This window comes from Synechococcus sp. PCC 6716 (assembly GCF_022570815.1).
GTDB classification, from domain to species: Bacteria; Cyanobacteriota; Cyanobacteriia; order Thermosynechococcales; family Thermosynechococcaceae; genus Thermosynechococcus; species Thermosynechococcus lividus.
Window position 1 is genome coordinate 24174 of record NZ_JAKLTU010000037.1, and the last position, 21512, is coordinate 45685.

Genomic DNA, 21512 nt, shown 5'->3' on the forward strand with positions numbered 1-21512 from the left:
GAAACAATCCATCAACAATGCCCTACGCTACCATTATCAGTAATTATCCATAATTAGCCCTTTGCACAATGCAAGCGATGATAAACCGTGGCCAACCCTTGGCGATCGCCCACATTCCCCGGAAAGAGCACCACGGGTAAATTGGGGAACCGAGGGTGATCAGCACCAGTGCGCACCACCGAACAGCCCGGCAAAATTTGCCCCAACAGCCGTACCGTCGGCAGTGCCAAGCCCTTACTTAACACATCGTTAGAGGTAATCCCCCCCTTACTGATCAAAAAGCGTAGGTCTGTAGGTAACTGCTGCACAATAGCCATCAACACCTCAGACACCCGCTGGCCAAAGGCAAGACGTGTAGCCGCATCCGCAAAGGTCAGCTCCTGCCGACTGGTGAAAATCACCGGTGTTTGATCCGCCGCAACGGCACCGTTCACCGCCTCTAGCACCGTGGCAATAATCTGCGCTTCTGCGGTGGCACTGTCTTTGAGGGGAGCAACCGGCACTTCAATGGGGGCAATATCGGGTTCTGAGAGTAACACCTCTAGCTGCTCGGTGGTTTTACGGACGTGGGAACCCACCAGCACCACGCCGCGCCGCCCGGGGCGACAATAGGTCGCCATCGCCTCCGGTGGGATCGGCTGCGGCGGTAACTGAGCCAATGCCGTGAGTAAGCTCGCCGCACTGCGAAATAAAAACCGCTTGCCGCCACTGGCAACCTCAAGAACGGCAGCAGCAAACTGATCCAGATCCGCTTGGGTTTCGGCATCCACAACCCCACAGACATTCCCCGTCAAGCGTGCTAACCGCTGAGCCAACCCAGCACTGCGCAGATCTGGCAGTAAAATGCGCTCCACTGCCGCTGCAGGAATGCGTCCTGCCGTTTTTTCCGCCACATACTCCGGCAGATAACTATGGCGATAGCCAAACACTGAATCCCGGGCAAACTCCGTTTCATGCACTGGCACAGGCTGCCCCTCAACCATCAGAACATGCTGGCTGTTGCGGGTAATGCGTCCCCCCTCCAGAAAGGCTGGCACCAGAAAATGGGCATCAAACGGTCCTAGCTCCGCAGCAATGACATCGGTTTCAAGGGGATAGTGCCCCCGCAGGGTTGAGTCAGAGCGGCTAACCACGATATAGTCGCTGACTCCTGTTAGCGCCAACGCTTGCTTCAGATGACGGCAGACGGTGCGCGTGACCTCAGCCGCCTCAACCGCCGGTAAGGCGCGGGTATTGGTGAGGATAAAAAAGATGGGGACACTATCGGTTAACCCCGTGCAGAGGGTGTCCACATCCCAGCGGGTCAACAGCAGGCAACTATGAACGGTTTGGGAGCCGGTGGGGTCATCGTCTAGCACAATGATTTTAGGTTGAGCCATGATTATTATTCCCCTAAGCGAAGGTTAGCTCGCCATTCACCTCAAGGCGGGTAAACTGATTCAGCGTTAGGAACTGCTCTCCAAGGGCTTCTGCCACACTAGGGGTAATCCAGCCCAATTGTTTCAGCAGTTGAATGGCGACAGCATACTTCGCACGCTTAGCACCATCAGTGACTTTGATGGCCAGCCCCATCCCTTCCCCAACCCGGCCAAGGCATTGGATCCCTTCGGCACCGGATTTGCTCAGCACTTCCCCTTCCGTGAGGCGCATGAGTTCGCTGTCAAACTCCCCCGCCCCCGCCACAAAATCCGGATGGTGGGTCATGGCTCGTACAACGCGCTCCATCGCCCAGTCATTGCCGGAGGCTAACTGACCGTAGAGGGTGGCCATTTGCACTAACTGCATCAAGTAGGTGGGGGCACCGCAGTCATCGTGGGCATAGATGAATTCTGCTGCGGGCATTTTCAACAGTTCTGCAACTTTAGTCAAAATTAGCTGTTGAACCGGATGATTTTTGTGCAAATAGCTGCCCAAAGGCCAGTTGCGTTGCTGACAGACGACGAGCATCCCTGCGTGCTTGCCAGAACAGTTATGGGCTAATGCCCCTTGCCGCCCTTGGGGCACCGGACATTGCAAGGCAGTGGGATCAACATCGCCGCGCCACAGAATATTAAAGACCTGTCGCACTTGCTCAATGCGCCCTTGGTGAGAGCTACAAATAATTGCAAGGTCGCGATCGCTGAGGTCAAACCGCTCCATGGTGCCAGTGGTGGTCACCGCCAAGGCTTGTAAGGGTTTTAGAGCTGAGCGAATAAAGGCGGCAGTTTCGGCATTGCCCGCCAAGGCAAGGATACGCCCGCGGGCATCACACACAACCCCATGGGCATGATGCTTGGATTCAATAATTCCTTCCCGTAATAAACAGACCTCAAGAGGAGGGGACTGGGTTCGTTTCGCCATAGGTTATTAATTCTAGGACACCATAAAACATTGCAGGGACTACAACCAGCCCCAAAGCCCAATCAGGCTAACGGAAAAGAGAAGGAGTATGATCAAGGTAACCCGTAACCGTTGCAAAATGGGCCGTAGCTCGTAGGTGTAAATCAGCCGATCTTGAGCGAGTTCTGCTTCTGGCTTTGGCCACTCTTGACCGTCGTACCACCCTGTTTCTTCGTAGATGACGGTGGGGCGTTGCAGGCGATCGCCCACGTAGAGCCAGCCTAAGATTAACCGCACAACGACCAGTAACACGAAGAGGTTTGCTCCAAGTACCCCCGCCACTGCCACCTTAGCGGGTGCTGCTTGGCTTGTCATGCTGGCGATCGCCAGTGGCCCACTCACCACCCCCGCCATCCCCCAAAGCAGTGCTAAACGGCGTTGAAAGCGGGGCAACGGCCACATAGACCAGCCAAAAAACCACGACCCTTGTAAATCGCGGTACTCGTTAATCGGTCGCTGATCCGCCGGAACAGGACAGAGCGTTTGAGACACAGTGGCAAAATGTGAAGACACTGCCTCCAGCATACCAGTCTCTTTGGGATCGTGGATCGATTCACGAGTGGATGAAACGCTGCCCTCAGCCCGTAAACTAGGGGATGGCACCCAACACGCCTACGCTAGTGAGGCGAGACGTTTGTTGCTATAGTGATTAGTCCTTTCCCCTTTGCGGTAAGTCTGCATGGAATGGCATCAGGCCGACGTGGCTCAACTTCGACTGATCGATCAGCTTTTGGCTGGGCATAACCTCAGTCCAGCAGAGTACGACGTTGTCCGGCGGGTGGTCTATGCCACTGGAGATCTGGAATACCTCCATCTCATTCGGTACTCAGAGCAGGCGTTGCAGTCGGGAGTGGCGGCACTGGCAGCCCACGTCCCCATTGTTGTGGATGTCACCATGGTGCAGGTGGGACTGCTCCCTCAAACTCAAGACAGCTTTGCGAACCCCATCTATTGCGGTGCCGAAACCTTTACGCGACCGCAGCAGGAAAAGTCACGCATTGCCTTTGGCATGGAAACCTTAGCCCGTCGGCATCCAACGGCCATCTTTGTCATTAGTAGTGATTATTCTGCCCTTGAGCCGCTGCTGCTGTTGGTGGAAGCCCAAGAGATTCGACCCGCCCTCATTATCGATGCTGCCCCCAATTTTTTACCCCCCATTGGGGATCGCTTACAAAAGTCGTGGGTGCCCCATATTACGATCAAAGGCAGTAAGGGAGGGGTGGCTGTGGCTACAGCAATCGTGAATGGCCTGATTCAGTTGGCATGGACAGCCTATGGTGAACCCAACCCCTGACCCCTCTGAATGGCTGTGTATTGGCCAAGTGGTGGCTGCCCATGGCTTGCGGGGTGAGGTGCGCATCAAAGCATTTTCCGATTTTCCGGAGCGCTTTACCATCCCCGGGCAACGCTGGCTGCGCCACACCTACCGCGAGGAACCCGCCCCCGTGACGCTGGTGCGAGGGCGCTTTTTACCCCGATCCGAACAGTTTGTTGTCGCCTTTGCGGAAATTGACAACCGCACCGCTGCCGAGCACCTCAAGGGAGCAGACGTGCTAGTACCTGCCAGCGATCGCCCCCCGCTGGCGGCCAACGAGTACCATCTGATGGATTTAATTGGCCTCAGGGTTTACCAAGGCGATCGGTATGTGGGTCAGGTGGTAGGGTTAGTCAGTGCTGGCAATGACTTGCTGGAGGTAGCGCTGCCAGAGGCGGCGAATGTGTATATTCCTTTTGTGCCCGCCATTGTTACTCAGATTGACCTAGACCGCCAACGGATTGAAATTGATCCGCCTTTGGGCTTGCTCCCCTGATCATTCTCCCCCGAAATCGTTAATAATAGACTTACTTGGTTTTATTTATTTTGCCCCTAGTATTGAGAATCTGCTGAGTGAGTTGCCCCAACCAACCCCTTAAAAAGTTTTAACTCCCCCTACATTGCGGTAGCCCTGACCTGCGCAGTCCCTAGCGATTGCCCTACCGCCATACAACTATTATCGCCGTCAGATATTTTGAGAGTCAGCATGAGCATTGGTAAAGTACGTATTTATGACCTATCTAAAGAATTAAACCTAGACAATCGCGAGTTACTCACGATCTGCGATCGCTTGGGCATTCCCTACAAAAGTCACAGCAGTACCATTTCTGATGTCGATGCCGATCGCATTCGCGAAACTGCTAAAACCTATACCCCTGAGCCAACCCCACCCAAAAAAGTGGCCTCCCCCCCAGGGCCAGTCAAAACAAATACTGCTCCTAAAAACCAGCAAATTGTTGCAGTTCACACCCAACCCCGCCCAGACACAGCGACTGCTTCCCCACAGTTGCAGCAACCTCCCAGCCGTCCCAAAGCTCCGGTGCGCCCCCACCCCCCTCAGCAAGCACGGGCTGAGGCTCCTAAACCCGTTCCTACCCCCGTCAAGCCAGAGCCTGCTCCTCCCAAGCCAGCCCCTGCTCTCGTAGCACCCCCAGCACGTCCCCAAAAAGCCGAGAAACCGGCACCACCGCGCAAAGAGTCTCCCAAAAAAGAGAAAGTCGCAGACGTACCCAAGGTTCATAGTCAAGATCGCATTGAAATTGTCCGTCGTCCGGCGCCACCCATCAAGCCAGAAATGGCACCCAAGCCAGCCCTGCCCGAACTGCAACCGCCGCCAAAACCCGTGGCACCAGTGCTGCGCTCCCCCACTCCACCGAAACTGCCCCCCGAGGAGTCAGGGATTGAGGTCTTGGATACCCGAACCATCAACAAAGTCATTAAAGATCGGCATCGCAATAAAGATCTTGAAGAGGAAGACAACAAGCGGAAGCTGCCGCGGAGCCTGAAGCCACGGGAAGAAACTATTGATGACGATGATGAGCTAGAGCTAAGTAGCCGTTTGGTGGGTCTGCCCCAAGTGACCGTGGATGTAAGTCAATCACTACAGCGTCCCCCCAAAGCAAAGCCCGCACGCACTAGCCGCCCTGCCACCCCAGTCACTAAACCAGAAAAACACCCTGAGAAGAAACCGCCCCGAAGTCGCGATCGCCGCCAAGAAACGGCCCCAGAACCCCCACCGGAGCGCATCACCATTGAAGGGGCAATGTCAGTGCAAGAATTGGCCAGTTTGCTGCGCCACTCAGAAGCTGAAATCATTAAAATTTTATTCTTTAAGGGGATTGCGGCCACCATTAACCAAACCCTAGAAGTAGAAACCATTGAACTGGTTGCCAATGAGCTAGGCATTACCGTAGAAACCGCCAGCCACAGTGCCGAGGCCGCGAAGGTCACTGAAATGCTCGAGTCCAGTGACCTAGACCATTTGCAACGGCGACCACCGGTTGTGACGATCATGGGGCACGTTGACCATGGTAAAACCAGCCTTTTGGATGCCATTCGCAATGCCAAGGTTGCCCAAGGCGAGGCCGGTGGCATTACCCAGCACATTGGTGCCTACCACGTGGATGTGGAACAAAATGGCGAGAAGCATCAGGTCGTCTTTTTAGATACCCCCGGTCATGAAGCCTTTACTGCAATGCGGGCGCGGGGGGCACGGGTGACGGACATTGCCGTTCTTGTGGTGGCCGCAGACGATGGGGTGCAGCCGCAAACCATTGAAGCGATTAGCCATGCCAAAGCGGCAAAAGTGCCAATCATTGTCGCTATTAACAAAATCGATAAAGAATCGGCGCAACCCGATCGCGTCAAGCAAGAGTTAACCGAGTTTGGCCTTGTCCCCGAAGAATGGGGTGGCGAAACGATTATGGTGCCCGTCAGCGCCTTGCAACAACAAAATCTTGATACGCTGCTAGAGATGATCCTCTTGGTGGCGGAGGTTGAAGATCTCTACGCCAATCCGGATCGTCCAGCCAAGGGAACCGTTATTGAAGCCCACTTAGATCGTGCCCGTGGCCCGGTGGCAACGTTGCTTGTGCAAAACGGGACGCTGCGAGTTGGCGATATTTTGGTGGCGGGGGCGTGTTTTGGCAAAGTTCGCGCCATGATTGACGATCGCGGCCAGCGGGTGGAAACCGCTAGCCCCTCCTTTGCCGTGGAAGTCCTAGGGTTGGCAGAGGTGCCTGCTGCTGGGGATGAGTTTGAAGTCTTTAGTGATGAAAAATCTGCACGGGCGATCGCCGAAGAGCGTGCTGCGGCTCAGCGGCAATCTCGTCTGGCTCAAGCAGCTACGGCGCGGCGGGTGTCCCTGACTTCGTTGTCAGATCAAGCCCGCGAAGGGGAGCTAAAAGAGCTGAACCTCATCCTCAAAGCAGATGTCCAAGGCTCCGTAGAGGCCATCTTAGCGGCCTTGAACCAGATTCCGCAGGATCAGGTGCAGCTGCGCATTTTACTAGCGGCTCCGGGGGAGATTACAGAAACCGATATTGATCTTGCCACTGCCAGTAATGCCGTAATTATTGGCTTTAATACCACCCTTGCCAGTGGTGCGCGTCAAGCAGCGGATCAAAACAATGTTGATATCCGCGAATACAACATTATTTACAAGCTCCTCGATGACATTCAAGGGGCAATGGAAGGGTTGTTAGAGCCGGAACTCGTCGAAGAAGACCTCGGGCAAGCGGAAGTGCGGGCTGTCTTCCCCCTCAGCAAAGGGGCGGTTGCTGGCTGTTATGTCCTCAATGGCAAGCTAGTGCGCAATTGCAAGGTGCGGGTGCTGCGACAGCAGGCCGTTGTGCACACTGGCATCCTTAGCTCGTTGAAGCGCATGAAGGACGATGTCCGTGAGGTGGCTGCGGGGTACGAGTGCGGTGTTCGCCTTGACGACTTCCAACTGTGGCAAGAGGGGGATATTATTGCCGCCTATCAAACCGTGACAAAACGTCGTAGTCTTGGCAGCGGTAGCGAGAAAAACTAAACTGAAGCAGAGTTGATCATTGATTGTGATCTACTGTTCAGGTTCGTGAGGACACTGGCATGGGACTGCAACGACGGGCATTTTTGCGCCGTGTAGCTCAAGGGACAGGGGCTTTTGTTTTGGCAGCAGGCACAAAATCCCTATTGACGGGCTGTGCCGGTAATCTCGATACCGCTACGGAAGAGGGCAGGTCTGCTGCAGGGGTTGTTTCTAGTAAGGGGCTGTTGAACCCAGGCACGCTGGCGTGGGGTGCCGAAGCCATCAGTGGTGCCCCCTACGTGTTTTATGATCCGGTCAATCCTAGTCAACTCATTGGCTTTGAGGTGGAAATTGCCGACGCGATCGCCAAACTGATGGGTGTAAAGGCCGTATTTGTTGCAACTGCCTACGATCAGTTACCCGCCGCCTTAGCTGCCAATCGCTTTGATTTCATCCTCAACGGTTGGGAAATTACCTCCGATCGCGAGCGCACTCAGCGTTTTTCCCAGCCCTATTATCGCTACGGCCAGCAAATTGTGGTTCGTACGAATGACGAGCGGTTTGCCCAGTACGATGCTGCAAGTGATGTTACCCTTGCCAACTTGGCAGGGATGACGGTGGGCACCGGCATTGGCTACAAAGCTCAAGAAATTCTGGAGCGAGACCCTAACCTGAAAACCCGCGCTTATGACGGCAACTTGCCCTTCGATGATCTAGTGCAGGGACGGATTGATGCAGTGATGGTGGACTTTCCGATTGTGGCCTACTATGTTTTGGGATCAGGCCCCGGCGGCACGGTCAACCCAGCCCTAAAACCCATTGGAGTGCCAATTTTCCTGAACAATTACGTCATTGCCTTCAATGCCAGCAGCCCTAAAGTAAAAACCCTAGAAATAGAGGTCAATCAAGCCCTTGAAATTCTCAAGACCGATGGTACCCTGCGGCGAATTTATGAGCAGTGGAAACTGTGGAATGATCAGCAAGCGCAAATTGGCATTGTTTAGGAGTGGGGGATGGAGTTAATCCAAGCGGCGTTACCGGCCTTTCTGCGGGGGGCGCTGAATACCCTTATTTACTGTGCGATTTCCTTCCCGATCGCCATTGTGCTTGGCATTCTCTTGGCAGCAATGACCACCTCCCCTTACCTGTTTTTGCGCTGGCCTGCTGCCGGATTTATTGAGGTGATGCGCGGTACCCCCATGATCACCCAACTGTTGTTGCTGTACTACGGTGTCGGGGCAGTTTTAGCGCAGATCAATTTAGCAACGTGGGTGAATGCGTGGACAGCAGGGGTCACGGCTCTAGCCCTTAACTATGCCGCTTACGAAGCAGAGGTTTTTCGGGCTGGCCTGGGCGGCGTGGATTCGGGTCAACGGGAGGCGGCGCTGTCCTTGGGGATGACCCAGCAGCAGGGGTTTGTGCGGGTGATTTTGCCGCAGGCGGCGCAAATTGTTATTCCACCCCTGATCAATGATTTCATTTATATGCTCAAGGATTCGGCCATTGTCAGTGTGATTGCAGGGGTCGATCTGACATCGGTGTTGCGGGTCTGGATCATCCGTCATAGTAGTCATCCCTTCCCCCTTTATGCCCTAGCGCTGGTGCTGTATTTGTTGATGAGTTTGCCGATCGCTGCGTGGGGGCGGCACATCGAACACCGTCTAAAGGCTAGAATGTCCTAGGGGTTGCCTCTGTTACCAGTTGCTGGAGCCAGTTGATGTTGCCTTCTGTGGGCGATCGCCTACACCTGACCTACCTGAGTGGTTCTAAAACCGATCCTGCTGGCCAAGATGTCATTGCTGGCTTGAGTTGTTCACCGCAAAAATATTTACCCTCCTACTACTTTTATGATGCCGTTGGGTCGCGGTTATTCGAGCAGATTACTGACCTGCCAGAGTACTACCTCACCCGCACCGAACTAGCGCTGCTGAGTCAACACGCCAAAGAAATTGCCACCCTGACCGGCATCTGTGAATTAATTGAGCTCGGCAGCGGCAGCGATCGCAAAATCCGCTACTTACTCTCCGCCTATGCCCAGCTACAACCTCAGCTTGTCTATCGTCCCATTGATGTCAGTGGCTCGATGCTCAAAACTAGTGCCATAGCGCTGCTGAAGGATTATCCCCAACTGTGGATCAATGGCCTTGTAGGCACCTACGATGTTGGCCTAGAGCACTTACCCCCACCCCTTGCGCCGCAACGCTTACTCTGTTTTTTAGGCAGTACCCTAGGCAACCTGTCACCGGTTGAGTGCCAACGTTTCTTTAGCCAACTGTACCGGGTGCTCAATGTCGGTGACTACCTTCTCCTTGGAGTTGACCTAGTAAAAGACACCAAAGTTTTGCTTGCCGCCTACAATGATGCTCAGGGGATTACGGCTGCCTTTAATCGCAATATCCTTAGCCACCTTAACTGGCGATTTCAGGGCAACTTCGAGCCATTGGCCTTCGATCATCGAGCTATTTATAACCCAGTGGCACAGCAAATCGAAATGTATCTTGACAGCCAAAACACACAGACGGTAACCCTAACTGCCCTAGAATTGACCTGTGACATTGCCGCCGGGGAAAGCATCCTCACAGAAATCTCGCGGAAGTTTTGGCTGGATTCCCTAAGGTCAGACCTCGTCGCAGCTGGCTTGACGTGGGTTCGAGCCTTTACCGATCCAAACCACTGGTTTGCTCTGTGTTTGTGTTGCCGCTAAGCACACAGGAGGCCGTCCAAGGGGTAGCGACTCCCCACCCCCCGCATAGACAGAGCCACAATACGCTCGTTAAAATTGGAAGGTTAACCGTGAAGAGCAGTTTGTAGGGAAACGCCAGTGTAAATCTGGGGCTGTGCCGCAGCTGTGAGGGGAGCGATCCCTAAGCCAGAATGCCTACCTACTGCGGTTCACTCTATTTGTCTGCGTTGCACAGGCATGGAGTTATAGCGTGGTCGTTACTGTTCAGCCCAACGATTCAATTCTTAATCCCCTAAGTTTTACCGTTGATTTACCACCCTTACCCCAGCCCCGACCGCTACTGATGGTGGGGCATGGCACTCGGGATCCGCAAGGCCGCCAAGCATTTTTAGACTTTGCCCATGCGTATCATCAATTAGATCCTTGCCGTCCGGTCTTTCCTTGCTTCTTGGAGTTGACTCAACCCTCGATTTTTGAAGTTTTAAGCCAGTGTGCAGTAGAGGGCTACACCGATCTGTCGGTACTGCCGATTTTATTGTTTGCGGCGCGCCATAACAAGTTTGATGTGACCAATGAACTGGATCGTGCTCGCCAAGTGTTGCCGCAGTTGCGCTATCACTACGGTCGCCACTATGGCATTGCCCCTGAAATTCTCACCCTCTGGCGATCGCGCCTTGAAATGCTCGACTCACCGGAATTTAACCCCCGAGGCATTGGCCGCGACGACACGGTGTTACTGGTGGTGGGACGTGGCTCGAGTGACCCCGATGCCAACGGCGATGTCTTCAAGCTAGCGCGGATGCTCTGGGAAGGTAGTGGCTACAAGACCGTTGAGGTGTGCTTTATTGGTATTACCCATCCCCGCCTAGAGGTAGGGTTTGCCCGCGCCAATCTCTATCAGCCGCAGCGGGTGATTGTCCTGCCCCACTTTATGTTCACTGGCGCACTGGTGAAAAAAATCTATACCCTGACCGCTACTGCCCAGCAACAGTACCCGGCGGTAGAATACGTTAACTTGCCGGAAATTGGGTTACATCCGCAGTTATTTTATTTAACGCGGCAACGGGAAATAGAAACCCTCACCGGCCAAGTGGCCATGAATTGCGAAGCCTGTAAATTTCGTTTGGCGGCGATCGCCCATGGTGCCGATCATTCCCACCATCACCACCACGATCACAACCATAACCATGAGTCTCATTCCCACGGGCATCATCACCCCAGTGTGAATTTAGATCATCTACCCAGCTACCATCAACGGATTTGGCAGGTTCCCTAGGGGGATGGCCACCTAAGGAAAATGCTAGACTAGGGGGTAATGATCCCTTTTTTCAAGCTTGGACGGGGCTTGTTTATGGCGATAAAGTATCCTCCCCAGACGGTTGATCGCGTTTTGATTTTTGACACGACGCTGCGGGACGGAGAGCAGTCTCCGGGAGCCGCACTGAATGTAGATGAAAAACTCACGATCGCCCGTCAACTGGCTCGGCTGGGGGTGGATATTATCGAGGCTGGCTTCCCTTTTGCCAGCCTTGGAGATTTTGAAGCCGTGCAGCGGATTGCCGAAGTGGTGGGCACTGAAACAGGGCCAGTGATTTGTGGCCTAGCACGAGCCACCCGCTCGGATATTGAAGCGGCAGCCAACGCCTTAAAACCGGCCTACTATCCACGCATTCATACATTCATTGCCACCTCTGACATTCACCTTGAGTACAAGCTCAAGAAAACCCGTGCCGAGGTACTAGAGATTGCCCCAGAGATGGTTGCCTACGCCAAATCCTTTGTGGAGGATGTGGAATTCTCACCAGAGGATGCTGGCCGCTCTGACCCCGAGTTTCTGTACCAAGTGCTTGAGCGGGTGATTGCGGCAGGCGCCACCACAATCAATATTCCCGATACGGTGGGCTACACCACACCCGCAGAGTTTGGAGCCTTGATCAAGGGTATCAAGGAAAATGTGCCGAACATTCAGCAAGCGGTCATTTCAGTCCACGGTCACAATGATCTTGGCTTGGCGGTGGCCAACTTTCTTGAGGCAGTTAAAAACGGCGCTCGCCAACTGGAATGTACCATCAACGGTATTGGCGAGCGTGCGGGTAATGCTGCCCTCGAAGAACTGGTGATGGCGCTGTACGTGCGGCGGCAGTACTTTAACCCCTTCTTGGGTCGCCCCGCTGAGTCGGAGGCTCCCCTCACGAATATCAATACCCGCGAAATCTATAAAACCTCGCGGTTAGTCTCCAACCTAACGGGGATGCTTATCCAACCCAACAAGGCCATTGTTGGTGCTAATGCCTTTGCCCATGAGTCAGGGATTCACCAAGATGGGGTGCTCAAGAACAAGCGCACCTACGAAATTATGGATGCTCACCTAATTGGCTTGGCAGACAACCAAATCGTTTTAGGTAAACTGTCGGGTCGCAATGCTTTCGCTACCCGTTTACGGGAGTTGGGCTTTGAATTAACGGAAACTGAACTCAACAAAGCCTTCTTACGCTTTAAGGATCTGGCGGATAAGAAAAAGGAAATCACCGACTGGGATTTAGAGGCGATCGCCAAGGACGAAACCCAAGGCATCGATCTACAGGGCTACCAATTGGAGTTTGTGCAAGTCTCCTGCGGTGATCATGCCCGACCTACGGCAACAGTGACGGTACGCACCCCCAGCGGCGAAGAACTCACAGATGCAGCCATTGGCACCGGTCCTGTAGATGCGGTGTATCGTGCCATTAACCGGGTGGTGCAAATTCCTAACCGGCTTATTGAATACTCAGTGCAATCAGTAACGGCGGGCATCGATGCCATCGGTGAAGTAACTATTCGCCTGCAGCACGAAGATCGCATCTATTCCGGTCATGCGGCCAACACCGATGTGATTGTGGCTTCGGCACAAGCCTATATGAATGCCCTCAATCGGCTTTACCGTGGTTTAGAGCAGCGGGTGTTGCATCCTCAAGTGTAAGGAAGGTTCTAGAGCTTAAAGGATGTTATGGCGGAGTTGGTTCCCTCACCGAAGCTGTTAGAGCCTGAGGGGGTATATCTGTGTCCGGTGTGTCGCCATGGTCAGATTGCCCCTATGGTGCTCATGGACACCTATGCCTGTAATTTTTGCCGCCATATCCTCAGCATTGACCTCACCCATCAAACGGCACGCCTAGAAGACACGGCAATGGTGTTTCGCTGGCAGTGGACTGGCACCACGTGGCGATCGCTCAACACGCCGCCTGTCACCCTGACCTATACGGCCATTGTCCTTGGTGTGTTACTGATTACCCTGCCGCCAGGGTTAGTCTGGTTAGGGCAGCAGATGTTTCCGCCCCTCAGTGGCGATCGCTGGCACTGGTTTCCATTGTTTTGGGTGGGGTTAACATTTTTTGCCCATGCGGTTTTAGTGTTGCGTATTTTTGCCGGACTAGCACCGGTGCAACCGTTGTTTGGACGCGATCGCCACCGATGAAGGGAGTGATGCCAACGCTTCATTCGGAATCTACAGAAGCTTTACACCCTTGCCTATATGGGGTGCCGCTTAGAGGCCGCAGGCTAAGTAGCCAGCCAGAATTAAATATAAAACGTTCAACGCCATAGCCCCACCTTTGACCTCATTGCTCAATCACATTTATCAGCGTGATTGCTCAATCATATTCCTGCTCAACCAACCGAGAACCCAATTTATGCCGCTTGAGATGCAACCATTCATCATCAATGCGATTCATCTGAGGTGGCGGTCAGAAAAAGATGAATAAGCCCATTTCCTGCCATCGTTACTACTAGGCTTGCACCGCCGTTGAGCGATGAAACGAGGCTCCATCTTGAATCATCACGGTGATTTGTCCAGTTGCCTGCCACTGCGCTTTGGCGCGTTTGGCATGCCAGTGCATCAACGTCAAATAGCGATCACTGTTGAAGCCTCCCACCACCATGCCGTAGTCAAACTGCCGCCCCGGTTGCCAAACCCCCAGCACGCTAATGCGACGACCGCGACGCTGGGGTTTGACCATCCTGTGTTGCTGCCCACGTTTGACATCGCTGTAGGTTAAGGGACTTGTTTTCTCAAACCCACTTTCATCTAGATACAGCACCCGCACCAGTCCTTCCACTGCCCACTGCTTGAGCATCTCCCAGTCGGCGCGTTTGGACTTCACAAACTCTGGCTGTTTGGGGGGAGGCGGACTGTAGCGTAATCGTTTCCAACAGAACCCCTTTTTTGCAGCAAGCGGCTCATTGTGCGCTGGCTGAGGTGGACTTGGCGTTCGGTGGCTAGCTTCTGACACAGTTGGAGACTGGTGTCACTCCGCTCTTCCTGCAACCATTGCTCGACGGCGTTGCTCCTACAGCCCATAGAGCCCCACAGTTTGCCACTGGCGAATGGCACGTCGCACACTATGTTCATGGTTCATGCATGTGTAAATGTCGAGCAATTTGCCCCACCCGCCACCCATCACTGCTGAGACGCACAGCCATTGCCCGTTGACGAGTTCGACGTGGGACTTCGGTGGCTCAACTCAGTTCTCGTAGGGTGATGTCTTCCGCAACGGTTAACTCGACTTGCAAGGGAGCAGGCATATGGAATGGTAAGAAGGGATGAAGTTTTCACTATTTTATAAGTTTCTATGGCAACTTGCTTAGTTACTCAAAGAATACTCGGTATGGTATTTACTTTTCCCAAGATTATCAAGGAACTGCTATCGAAGTTTTCTACACGGGACTACAGCGTTCTCAATACTCATCTGTTTATCAGTTGTTGGTTTGGATTTTCGTTGGATCAGAGCCTCCGCAGTATGCCAGATTTATTCAAGCGTTTGCATCAGGGAGGACTTCCAATGGATATATCTACCTTTTCCAAGGTAAATCAGCAGCGCAACCTCAAACCTTTCCAAGATTTATATCGGGAAGTTCTGGGTTTGGTCAAGCGGAAAAAAGGGAAAAAGCCAGCGATAGGGCAGTTGATGACTATGAAACCTGTCCGATTGATTCGACAGTTATCACATTAATTATCACATTAATAAGTAAGCTGCTATGGGCTTTAGGCTACCATCAGGTGAAGCTCTTCTCCGTTGCTCATGGGGGCAATCACCTAAAAATGTAAAGTTATGTATCTACTTTCAGCGTTTCTGTGAACTACCCTATCGCATACACGGATAGGACATTCCACGACACGAAGCTAACTGTAGGTCAAGCCAGTTCCGTGATGTAGCAACAGTACACGTGATCTGTTTCCCTAGGCAAGAGGGCAGCGACAATACCTGTTATCTCTACTATAATTGTCAGACAGCAATTAATTTTTCACGACTGATATTTTGCAAAATACTAATCTGCCCTATGCGTTGAAACTCTTTACTACTTCTGTCTGCAAGATGCAATACCCAAGGTAAGCGACAGGAGCGAAACCCGCTAGCAGGGTGCATCTGAGATAGATGGTAAGTTTGCAAAGCAATCATTTCCAGAGATGTATTTCCGTATTCATGAACTACCCGAAGGGGTCTCACACTGCCAATATTCTGATTAACTGGTTGACTCGTTACTAAAGTAAATGACTTTTCTTTTGGAGTAAAAATGACGGTACCAATTTTGGCATCACGGTATACCACTTCCCCATTTGCATGAATATCCTCTTTCCCCATTCTGCCAGCACCGCTTTTGCGAACTCCGACAGCATCAACAGCTATATTTTTCTTTGCAAGCTCTTCTATAGTTTGCTGAAATTCTCCTTCTTGAACTAATCCATCTCTCATCAGAAGTAGCTTTTTGGGGTAACGCTTGCAACTGTGATGAAATTTAAGAACTAACTTTGATACCGTTTGCCAAATCGCTTTTCCAGAAAAGGTTTCTCCTCGTTGAACATCAGGCAACTCCCATCCTAAGCTTTGCCCGTCCGCAAGGACTGCAAATGCAGAAGTGCCATAGTAAAGCTCTCGATTGGTTCCTGTATCAAAGCCAATAATTAGATCAGCATAATCAGGATGATCCAAAGGCTCTAGGCGTATGGGTTGCCAACCAGCTTTACACAAAAGTCCTAAAACAACATTCAGAGCTTTATAAGAGTCTGCCTTTGGCGTGGGCACAATAAACTGAGTAGCTATTCCTACCTGAAGTGCTTGCACCTTAATTTTTTGTTTGTGCTCATTGGGTGACCATGGCATGACCACCAAAACTGTTTTAATGCCTTCATCAGACCAGTTTTGCCAAAATATTTGTTGGTCTAGCTCACTTTCAGGCAAATCCTGATGTGTTCGATATGAATCTAGGTCTACTTCTGTACAACTATTCTTAGCTATTTCTAGCAGGCATTTACGTACTTCTTCAGGATATTGATGCTTTCCATTGTAAAGATTGAGACAGCCAAACCTTGTTTCACCTACTCTAGCACATCCCTTATATCGGACTTTAGCAACCTTATCTACTTGCTGATCGTTAAATGCCAGTAGTTTGACTGTTGGCAAGATATATCCATCTACCCTTATAGCTTCAGCTTCGCCAGAGATTCTATAAATCTTCTCAAGGATTGTCTGTGTGGTCTCTTTAGATGTCTTTAAGCGAACATCTAAACTTTTTCTGATGAACTCAAAAACTTCTTTGATTTTGTCGCTGTCTTTTCCGTTTTCAGCAATGTTTGCCAGCATCTCCATTGTTAAGCTTGGTGATAGCCTTTGAGATAGATGTGCTACAGACTTTGCTTTCCAGTCATTGGCTCTTTTAACAAACACAACACGAGAATTATTTATTTCTAGGTCAGTAGCCCCATTGTTACGATGGTAATCCGCCAAACTCATATCCAGCCCTTCTAACGTGACTTGTTGCGGCAATTGGTCAGAGACTCCTTCGTACTGCCAACTAGTGTAATTATTGTTTTTGTCTTTATATGTGTTCCTGACATAACTGATAGGTATATCAGGATACTCTTCTAGCCATTGATGTAGTGTCCAAGGTGTATAGAAGCGATGATGTATATCGATTTCTAGATAGAGGTTGCCATCTGAGTCAATAACGACATCTATTCTTCTCCCTCTGTGTACTTCCCAACCATCTCCACATTTCTCTGCACCCTCATGACCTGTAATCCACCAAATCAGTCCACCTTCTGAGGCTTTTTCAATCTCAGTTTTATTAAAGGACTTTTTTAGCCCTTGCTCTAAAACTCTACGCTCAAGGCTTTCCAAGGCTTTTCTTTCGTAAGTATTACTACAGTCTAGTTTTCGGGTAGCTATCTTAGATAACTCCCAATCATCGCCTCTCATCTTTGTAGGACTAACTAATTCTCTAGTGATGATTCGACTGCCTAATCTAACTGCAGTGACTCCTAGTTTATAACAAATACGGCCAATTGCTCTTTGTTCATCGCCTTGTTGTGGGAGTTGCTCGAAATGACATTGATACTCATGAATTGTCAGATCTCTTTCCTCTAGAGATCTGACGAGGTAGCGATTAAGTACCACTGAAGTTTGCTGAAGGTTTTCCAAGGGATTCATGGGGGGTACAAACTTTTTAGTGATTATAGCATAGCAATGTCAAGACCCACAGGTGGTGAATCTTAGGGGGCGTTGCTGAATAGACGTATGATTTTCGGGTTTGAGTCTTTTGCTGCCCTCACCCTAGCCCTCTCCCAACGGAGAGGGAACAAGAATCTTAGCTCCCTTCTCCCTAGGGAGAAGGGTTGGGGATGAGAGTAATTCATAGCTCTATTCAGCAATGCTCCATTACCCAATGGGTCTGTCGTCTCTCTACGGAGGTTCTGCGATCGCTGACTCAATGGGATTGGATTGTCGATACTCTATATGCATTGATTTAGAGAATTGATATCAGCTGTAAATTATCGGGGAACTGAGCCGCAAAGCTGTGTACAAACCGCTCAAAACAGCAACTGTCCAGATGAGAGAACTCGACTATCCACGAGGCACCTGTCAGAGGTTCCACTACGGTGTCACTGTTTGGTTTAACCCGTTTGCAAGGTTTGCTGAAAGGACTTGCCAGCCCCAAGCGTGTGCGTCTCAGACACCGAACGGGGCACGTTGAGTGTGGCGTTGAGACCATAGCGCACCGTCCTATGCACCGCAGCTAACCACTGTTGCACTTCACCCTAACGCTTAACGCCTTCTGGGTTTTGCAGTTCTTGCGTCAGCGGCGCGAGTCCCTCACCCGTAATCGCTCGTGGTCACCCCCTGCGAGGTGTCACCTGCCCCAGCGCCGCCAGTCCACTCGCTCGATGCTGACTCAGCCAGTGAGACACGGTCGTACGATGGCAGCCACTCATTTGGTCTAATTGGTCAACACTCGTTGCTTGGTCTGTTGTCAGCCACCACAGCACTTGCACCCAACTGCGTTGAGCGACCCGTTACTGCTGGGTCAAGACCGCTTTTAGCTCTGCAGAGGATTCAGCAATATCGATTTTTGAGGACTCCAGACATGGGAGGTTAGGCAATACCATCTTTCTTTATGTGTAGCAAATTTTTCGAAAATTGATACAAGGTAGGGTGTGGCGGGGATTTGTCTCCCACAGTTGGAAATGGTATGATTTGCGAGGTTACAAATTTCATCCTGTTTCCCAGAGACTTGCAGTAAGGTAGGGCATTGCCATGGCATCGTCACCCGTTGCGCCCGTTGTTTTAGTGATTTTGGATGGCTGGGGCTACCGCGAAGATTCCCATGGTAACGCAATTGCCAACGCCAAAACACCGGTGATGGATAGTCTGTGGCACGCGTATCCCCACACCCTAATTTATACCTCTGGAAAAGCAGTGGGGTTGCCGAAAGGACAGATGGGCAATTCTGAAGTTGGGCACCTAAATTTGGGTGCAGGGCGTATTGTGCCTCAAGAGTTGGTGCGTATTTCCGATGCTGTGGAAGATGGCAGCCTTTTTGACATTCCGGTGCTGGCAAATCTTTGTCAAACCCTAAAAGAGCGCAATGGCAAGTTACATTTAGTGGGGCTATGTTCAGCAGGAGGGGTTCACTCCCACATTGAGCATCTGTACGGCTTGGTGGAGTTAGCTAAACGCTATGGTATTGCCGAGGTATGCATCCATGCGATTACCGATGGCCGTGATACCCCACCGCGGGATGCCGCTGGCGTGCTGACAGAGATGGAGCAACGATTGGCACAAATGGGGTGTGGCCAAGTTGTCACGGTGAGCGGTCGGTACTATGCCATGGATCGCGATCGCCGCTGGGATCGTACCGAAGCCGCCTACCGGGTCATGACCCAGAATGACAACATTCAGCCCCTCAGTGCCAGTGAAGTAGCCACGAAGTCCTATGCCCACAACTTGGGGGATGAATTTATCCAACCCATCCGCATTGCCCCCGGAGCGGTAGAACCGGGAGATGGACTTATTTTCTTTAACTTCCGCCCCGATCGCGCCCGGCAGCTAACCCAAGCCTTCATTGACCCCAACTTTAGTGGCTTTGAACGGGAATTGATTACGCCACTAGCCTTTGTCACCCTGACTCAATATGATGCAAGCTTCAATTGTGGTGTGGCCTTTCCGCCGCAAAACCTCGACCATATTCTCGGGGAAGTGATCGCTGAGCATGGCTTGAAACAACTGCGAGCCGCAGAAACAGAAAAGTATGCCCACGTCACCTATTTCTTTAATGGGGGGTTGGAAGAGCCATTTCCAGGGGAAGACCGGATTTTAATCCCAAGTCCGATGGTGGCCACCTATGATCAAGCCCCAGCCATGTCGGCGGCAGCGGTTACCGAGGCTGTGAAAGGGGCGATTGAAACCCAAGAATATGCCCTTGTGGTGGTGAATTTTGCCAATCCAGATATGGTGGGGCACACTGGCCAAATGGCAGCAACCATTGAAGCGATTGAAACCGTGGATCGCTGCGTTGGGGTCATTGTTGAAGCGACCACAAAAGTGGGGGGAACCCTGCTCATCACTGCGGATCATGGCAATGCTGAGTATATGATTGATGCCGATGGCAATCCGTGGACTGCTCATACCACCAATCCAGTGCCGTTTATTCTTGTAGAAGGCGAAAAACGTAAAATTCCTGGGCATGGCGCACAGGTTGTTCTACGGGAGGATGGTTGTTTAGCGGATATTGCACCAACAATTCTTGAAATTTTGGACTTGCCCCAGCCAGTGGAAATGACAGGGCGATCGCTCATTGTGAGCGCCCCCTACGAAAGCCGCCTGAACCGTACACCCCTCTCCGTCAAGCTTTAACTAATGAGGGGTTCGGGGAGCAATACGTCCCGCGCTATCGCCGTAGGATCAGCCTCGGGAGGATGTCACGAGGCACTACGTCAGCAGCTTAGATACCGGAACCGTTTAAGAATTCCTCAATGGCGCGATCGCTGAGGCGACAGTTGCGACCTTGCGCCAATACTGGCACCTTTTCCTGCTCTTGCTGTTGATTTTGTAGAGCCTGCACCTGTTTTTCTAGTAGTTCAATGCGGTCTAGCAAGTAGCGAATTGCCTCTGCCTCTGAGTCTGGTAGCTGGCCATGCTCTAGGGGGGCGATTTTGGCTCCGGCGCGATACACTACCCGCCCAGGAATACCCACCACCGTACAGTCGGAGGGGACATCCCGCAACACCACTGACCCTGCACCAATGCGGACATTATCGCCAATCGTGAGATTGCCTAAGATCTTTGCGCCTGCGCCCACCACGACATTTTCACCAAGGGTGGGGTGCCGCTTGCCCGTTTCCTTGCCTGTACCACCGAGGGTCACTCCCTGATAGATCAGGCAGTAATTGCCCACAATTGCGGTCTCGCCAATCACAACCCCCATGCCATGGTCAATAAAGACCCCTTTGCCAAGGGTTGCGCCCGGATGAATTTCAATGCCCGTTAGAAATCGTGCTAAGTGCGACAGAGCACGGGGTAMAAAGGGAAGCCCAAGCCGCCATAACCAATGACTAAAGCGGTGCAAGACAATTGCCTGTAAGCCCGGATAGCAGAACAGAACTTCTAGCCAGTTGCGCGCTGCTGGGTCGCGCTCAAAGATGATCTGAAAATCGGCCTTTAGGACACTTAGCACAGCAAGCTCCTTCGCTGCGGTTGGCAACGTTGTGCATTTTTAATCTTAACAATTTGTTGCCCAGTTGGCGATCGCCACCAAGGGAATCCACTGCCCAGAAGCACACAAAATATAAGATAAGACAGTCTTTTCATCTATTAAGGCGTACAGTTTCAATCCTCGATCGCCCCGTTGGCGAAGCCTGCCGTAGGCATAGGACGATCGCAACTTCTGCCCGTTCCATACACCTGGGATAGAAATAGCGTTTCAATCCTYGATCGCCCCGAAGGACGATCGCAACCTACGCCGCTGCGCTAAACCGCGACTACACCCGTCTGTTTCAATCCTCGATCGCCCCGAAGGACGATCGCAACGAGGCGTCAGTATCCACCGACCATGCCGCTTATTAACGTTTCAATCCTCGATCGCCCCGTTGGCGAAGCCTGCCGTAGGCATAGGACGATCGCAACAGAGGGCAACCGCACGCGTGACGGCGGGGRMACSKTTHAATCCTCKATCGCCCCGAAGGACGATCGCAACGAGGCGTCAGTATCCACCGACCATGCCGCTTATTAACGTTTCAATCCTCGATCGCCCCGAAGGACGATCGCAACAGARKSMAAMCGCACGCGTGACGGCGGGGACACSKTTYAAWCCTT

At 52.0% G+C, this 21512-nt stretch carries 16 protein-coding genes, 1 pseudogene and 1 riboswitch; of the genes and pseudogenes, 10 read left to right on the forward strand and 7 right to left on the reverse strand.

The genetic code is table 11. The annotated features are described in order from the left end of the window. Positions 1-53: 53 nt before the first annotated feature. Genes L5220_RS12520 through L5220_RS12530 form a run of 3 tightly spaced genes read right to left on the reverse strand, consistent with a single transcriptional unit; the run spans position 54 to position 2892 of the window. The gene (locus L5220_RS12520) at positions 54-1379 is read right to left on the reverse strand and encodes a four-carbon acid sugar kinase family protein (RefSeq protein WP_448526908.1); all 1326 of its coding nucleotides are present in this window, start codon (positions 1377-1379) and stop codon (positions 54-56) included. Positions 1380-1392: 13 nt separating this feature from the next. Then, complete coding sequence (locus L5220_RS12525; RefSeq protein ID WP_499573983.1) at positions 1393-2340, reverse strand: asparaginase; 948 nt, start codon at positions 2338-2340, stop codon at positions 1393-1395. 39 nt (positions 2341-2379) lie between these two features. Beyond that, entirely contained in the window at positions 2380-2892 is a 513-nt protein-coding gene (locus L5220_RS12530; RefSeq protein ID WP_499573984.1) for a CGLD27 family protein, read from the reverse strand. Positions 2893-3058: 166 nt separating this feature from the next. On the opposite strand from L5220_RS12530, the gene L5220_RS12535 reads away from it, so the two are divergent. From L5220_RS12535 to L5220_RS12575, 9 genes are all read left to right on the forward strand, one after another. After that, complete coding sequence (locus tag L5220_RS12535) at positions 3059-3673, forward strand: precorrin-8X methylmutase (RefSeq protein ID WP_099799688.1); 615 nt, start codon at positions 3059-3061, stop codon at positions 3671-3673. After that, positions 3654-4190, forward strand: coding sequence for a ribosome maturation factor RimM (gene rimM, locus L5220_RS12540; protein ID WP_499573985.1), 537 nt, complete (start codon positions 3654-3656; stop codon positions 4188-4190). Before L5220_RS12535 ends, rimM begins: the two co-directional genes overlap by 20 nt. Positions 4191-4400: 210 nt before the next feature. After that, a complete protein-coding gene (gene infB / locus L5220_RS12545; protein ID WP_448526907.1) occupies positions 4401-7226 on the forward strand; it encodes a translation initiation factor IF-2 in 2826 nt (941 codons plus the stop codon). Positions 7227-7285: 59 nt separating this feature from the next. After that, positions 7286-8209: an ABC transporter substrate-binding protein gene (locus tag L5220_RS12550; protein ID WP_499573986.1), complete on the forward strand. Its 924-nt coding sequence runs from the start codon at positions 7286-7288 to the stop codon at positions 8207-8209. Positions 8210-8218: 9 nt separating this feature from the next. Then, complete coding sequence (locus L5220_RS12555) at positions 8219-8887, forward strand: amino acid ABC transporter permease (protein WP_099799684.1); 669 nt, start codon at positions 8219-8221, stop codon at positions 8885-8887. A 35-nt stretch (positions 8888-8922) separates the two neighbouring features. Next, positions 8923-9909: an L-histidine N(alpha)-methyltransferase gene (egtD, locus tag L5220_RS12560; RefSeq protein ID WP_448525175.1), complete on the forward strand. Its 987-nt coding sequence runs from the start codon at positions 8923-8925 to the stop codon at positions 9907-9909. A gap of 63 nt (positions 9910-9972) precedes the next feature. After that, a riboswitch (cobalamin riboswitch) is annotated at positions 9973-10105 on the forward strand. 33 nt (positions 10106-10138) lie between these two features. Beyond that, positions 10139-11164, forward strand: a complete 1026-nt coding sequence (locus L5220_RS12565; protein ID WP_448514249.1) for a sirohydrochlorin chelatase — start codon at positions 10139-10141, stop codon at positions 11162-11164. A 75-nt stretch (positions 11165-11239) separates the two neighbouring features. Beyond that, a complete protein-coding gene (locus L5220_RS12570) occupies positions 11240-12847 on the forward strand; it encodes a 2-isopropylmalate synthase (RefSeq protein WP_499573987.1) in 1608 nt (535 codons plus the stop codon). A gap of 27 nt (positions 12848-12874) precedes the next feature. Next, a complete protein-coding gene (locus tag L5220_RS12575; protein WP_099799682.1) occupies positions 12875-13342 on the forward strand; it encodes a hypothetical protein in 468 nt (155 codons plus the stop codon). Between the two features lie 310 nt (positions 13343-13652). Here L5220_RS12575 and L5220_RS12580 read toward each other — a convergent pair whose 3' ends face one another. The 3 genes and pseudogenes from L5220_RS12580 to L5220_RS12590 form a co-directional block, all read right to left on the reverse strand. Beyond that, a complete protein-coding gene (locus L5220_RS12580) occupies positions 13653-14027 on the reverse strand; it encodes a transposase (protein WP_499573988.1) in 375 nt (124 codons plus the stop codon). Between the two features lie 244 nt (positions 14028-14271). Then, positions 14272-14355: pseudogene (locus tag L5220_RS12585) on the reverse strand (hypothetical protein); the annotation flags it as partial. Positions 14356-15149: 794 nt separating this feature from the next. Next, on the reverse strand, positions 15150-17351 hold the full coding sequence (locus L5220_RS12590) for an argonaute PAZ domain-containing protein (protein ID WP_499573989.1): 2202 nt from the start codon (positions 17349-17351) through the stop codon (positions 15150-15152). Positions 17352-18455: 1104 nt separating this feature from the next. Between L5220_RS12590 and gpmI the strand changes: the two genes are divergently transcribed. Next, on the forward strand, positions 18456-20054 hold the full coding sequence (gene gpmI, locus L5220_RS12595; protein ID WP_499573991.1) for a 2,3-bisphosphoglycerate-independent phosphoglycerate mutase: 1599 nt from the start codon (positions 18456-18458) through the stop codon (positions 20052-20054). Positions 20055-20142: 88 nt separating this feature from the next. On the opposite strand, the gene cysE is transcribed toward gpmI, so the two are convergent. Next, complete coding sequence (cysE, locus tag L5220_RS12600) at positions 20143-20874, reverse strand: serine O-acetyltransferase (protein ID WP_499573992.1); 732 nt, start codon at positions 20872-20874, stop codon at positions 20143-20145. Positions 20875-21512: the final 638 nt, after the last annotated feature.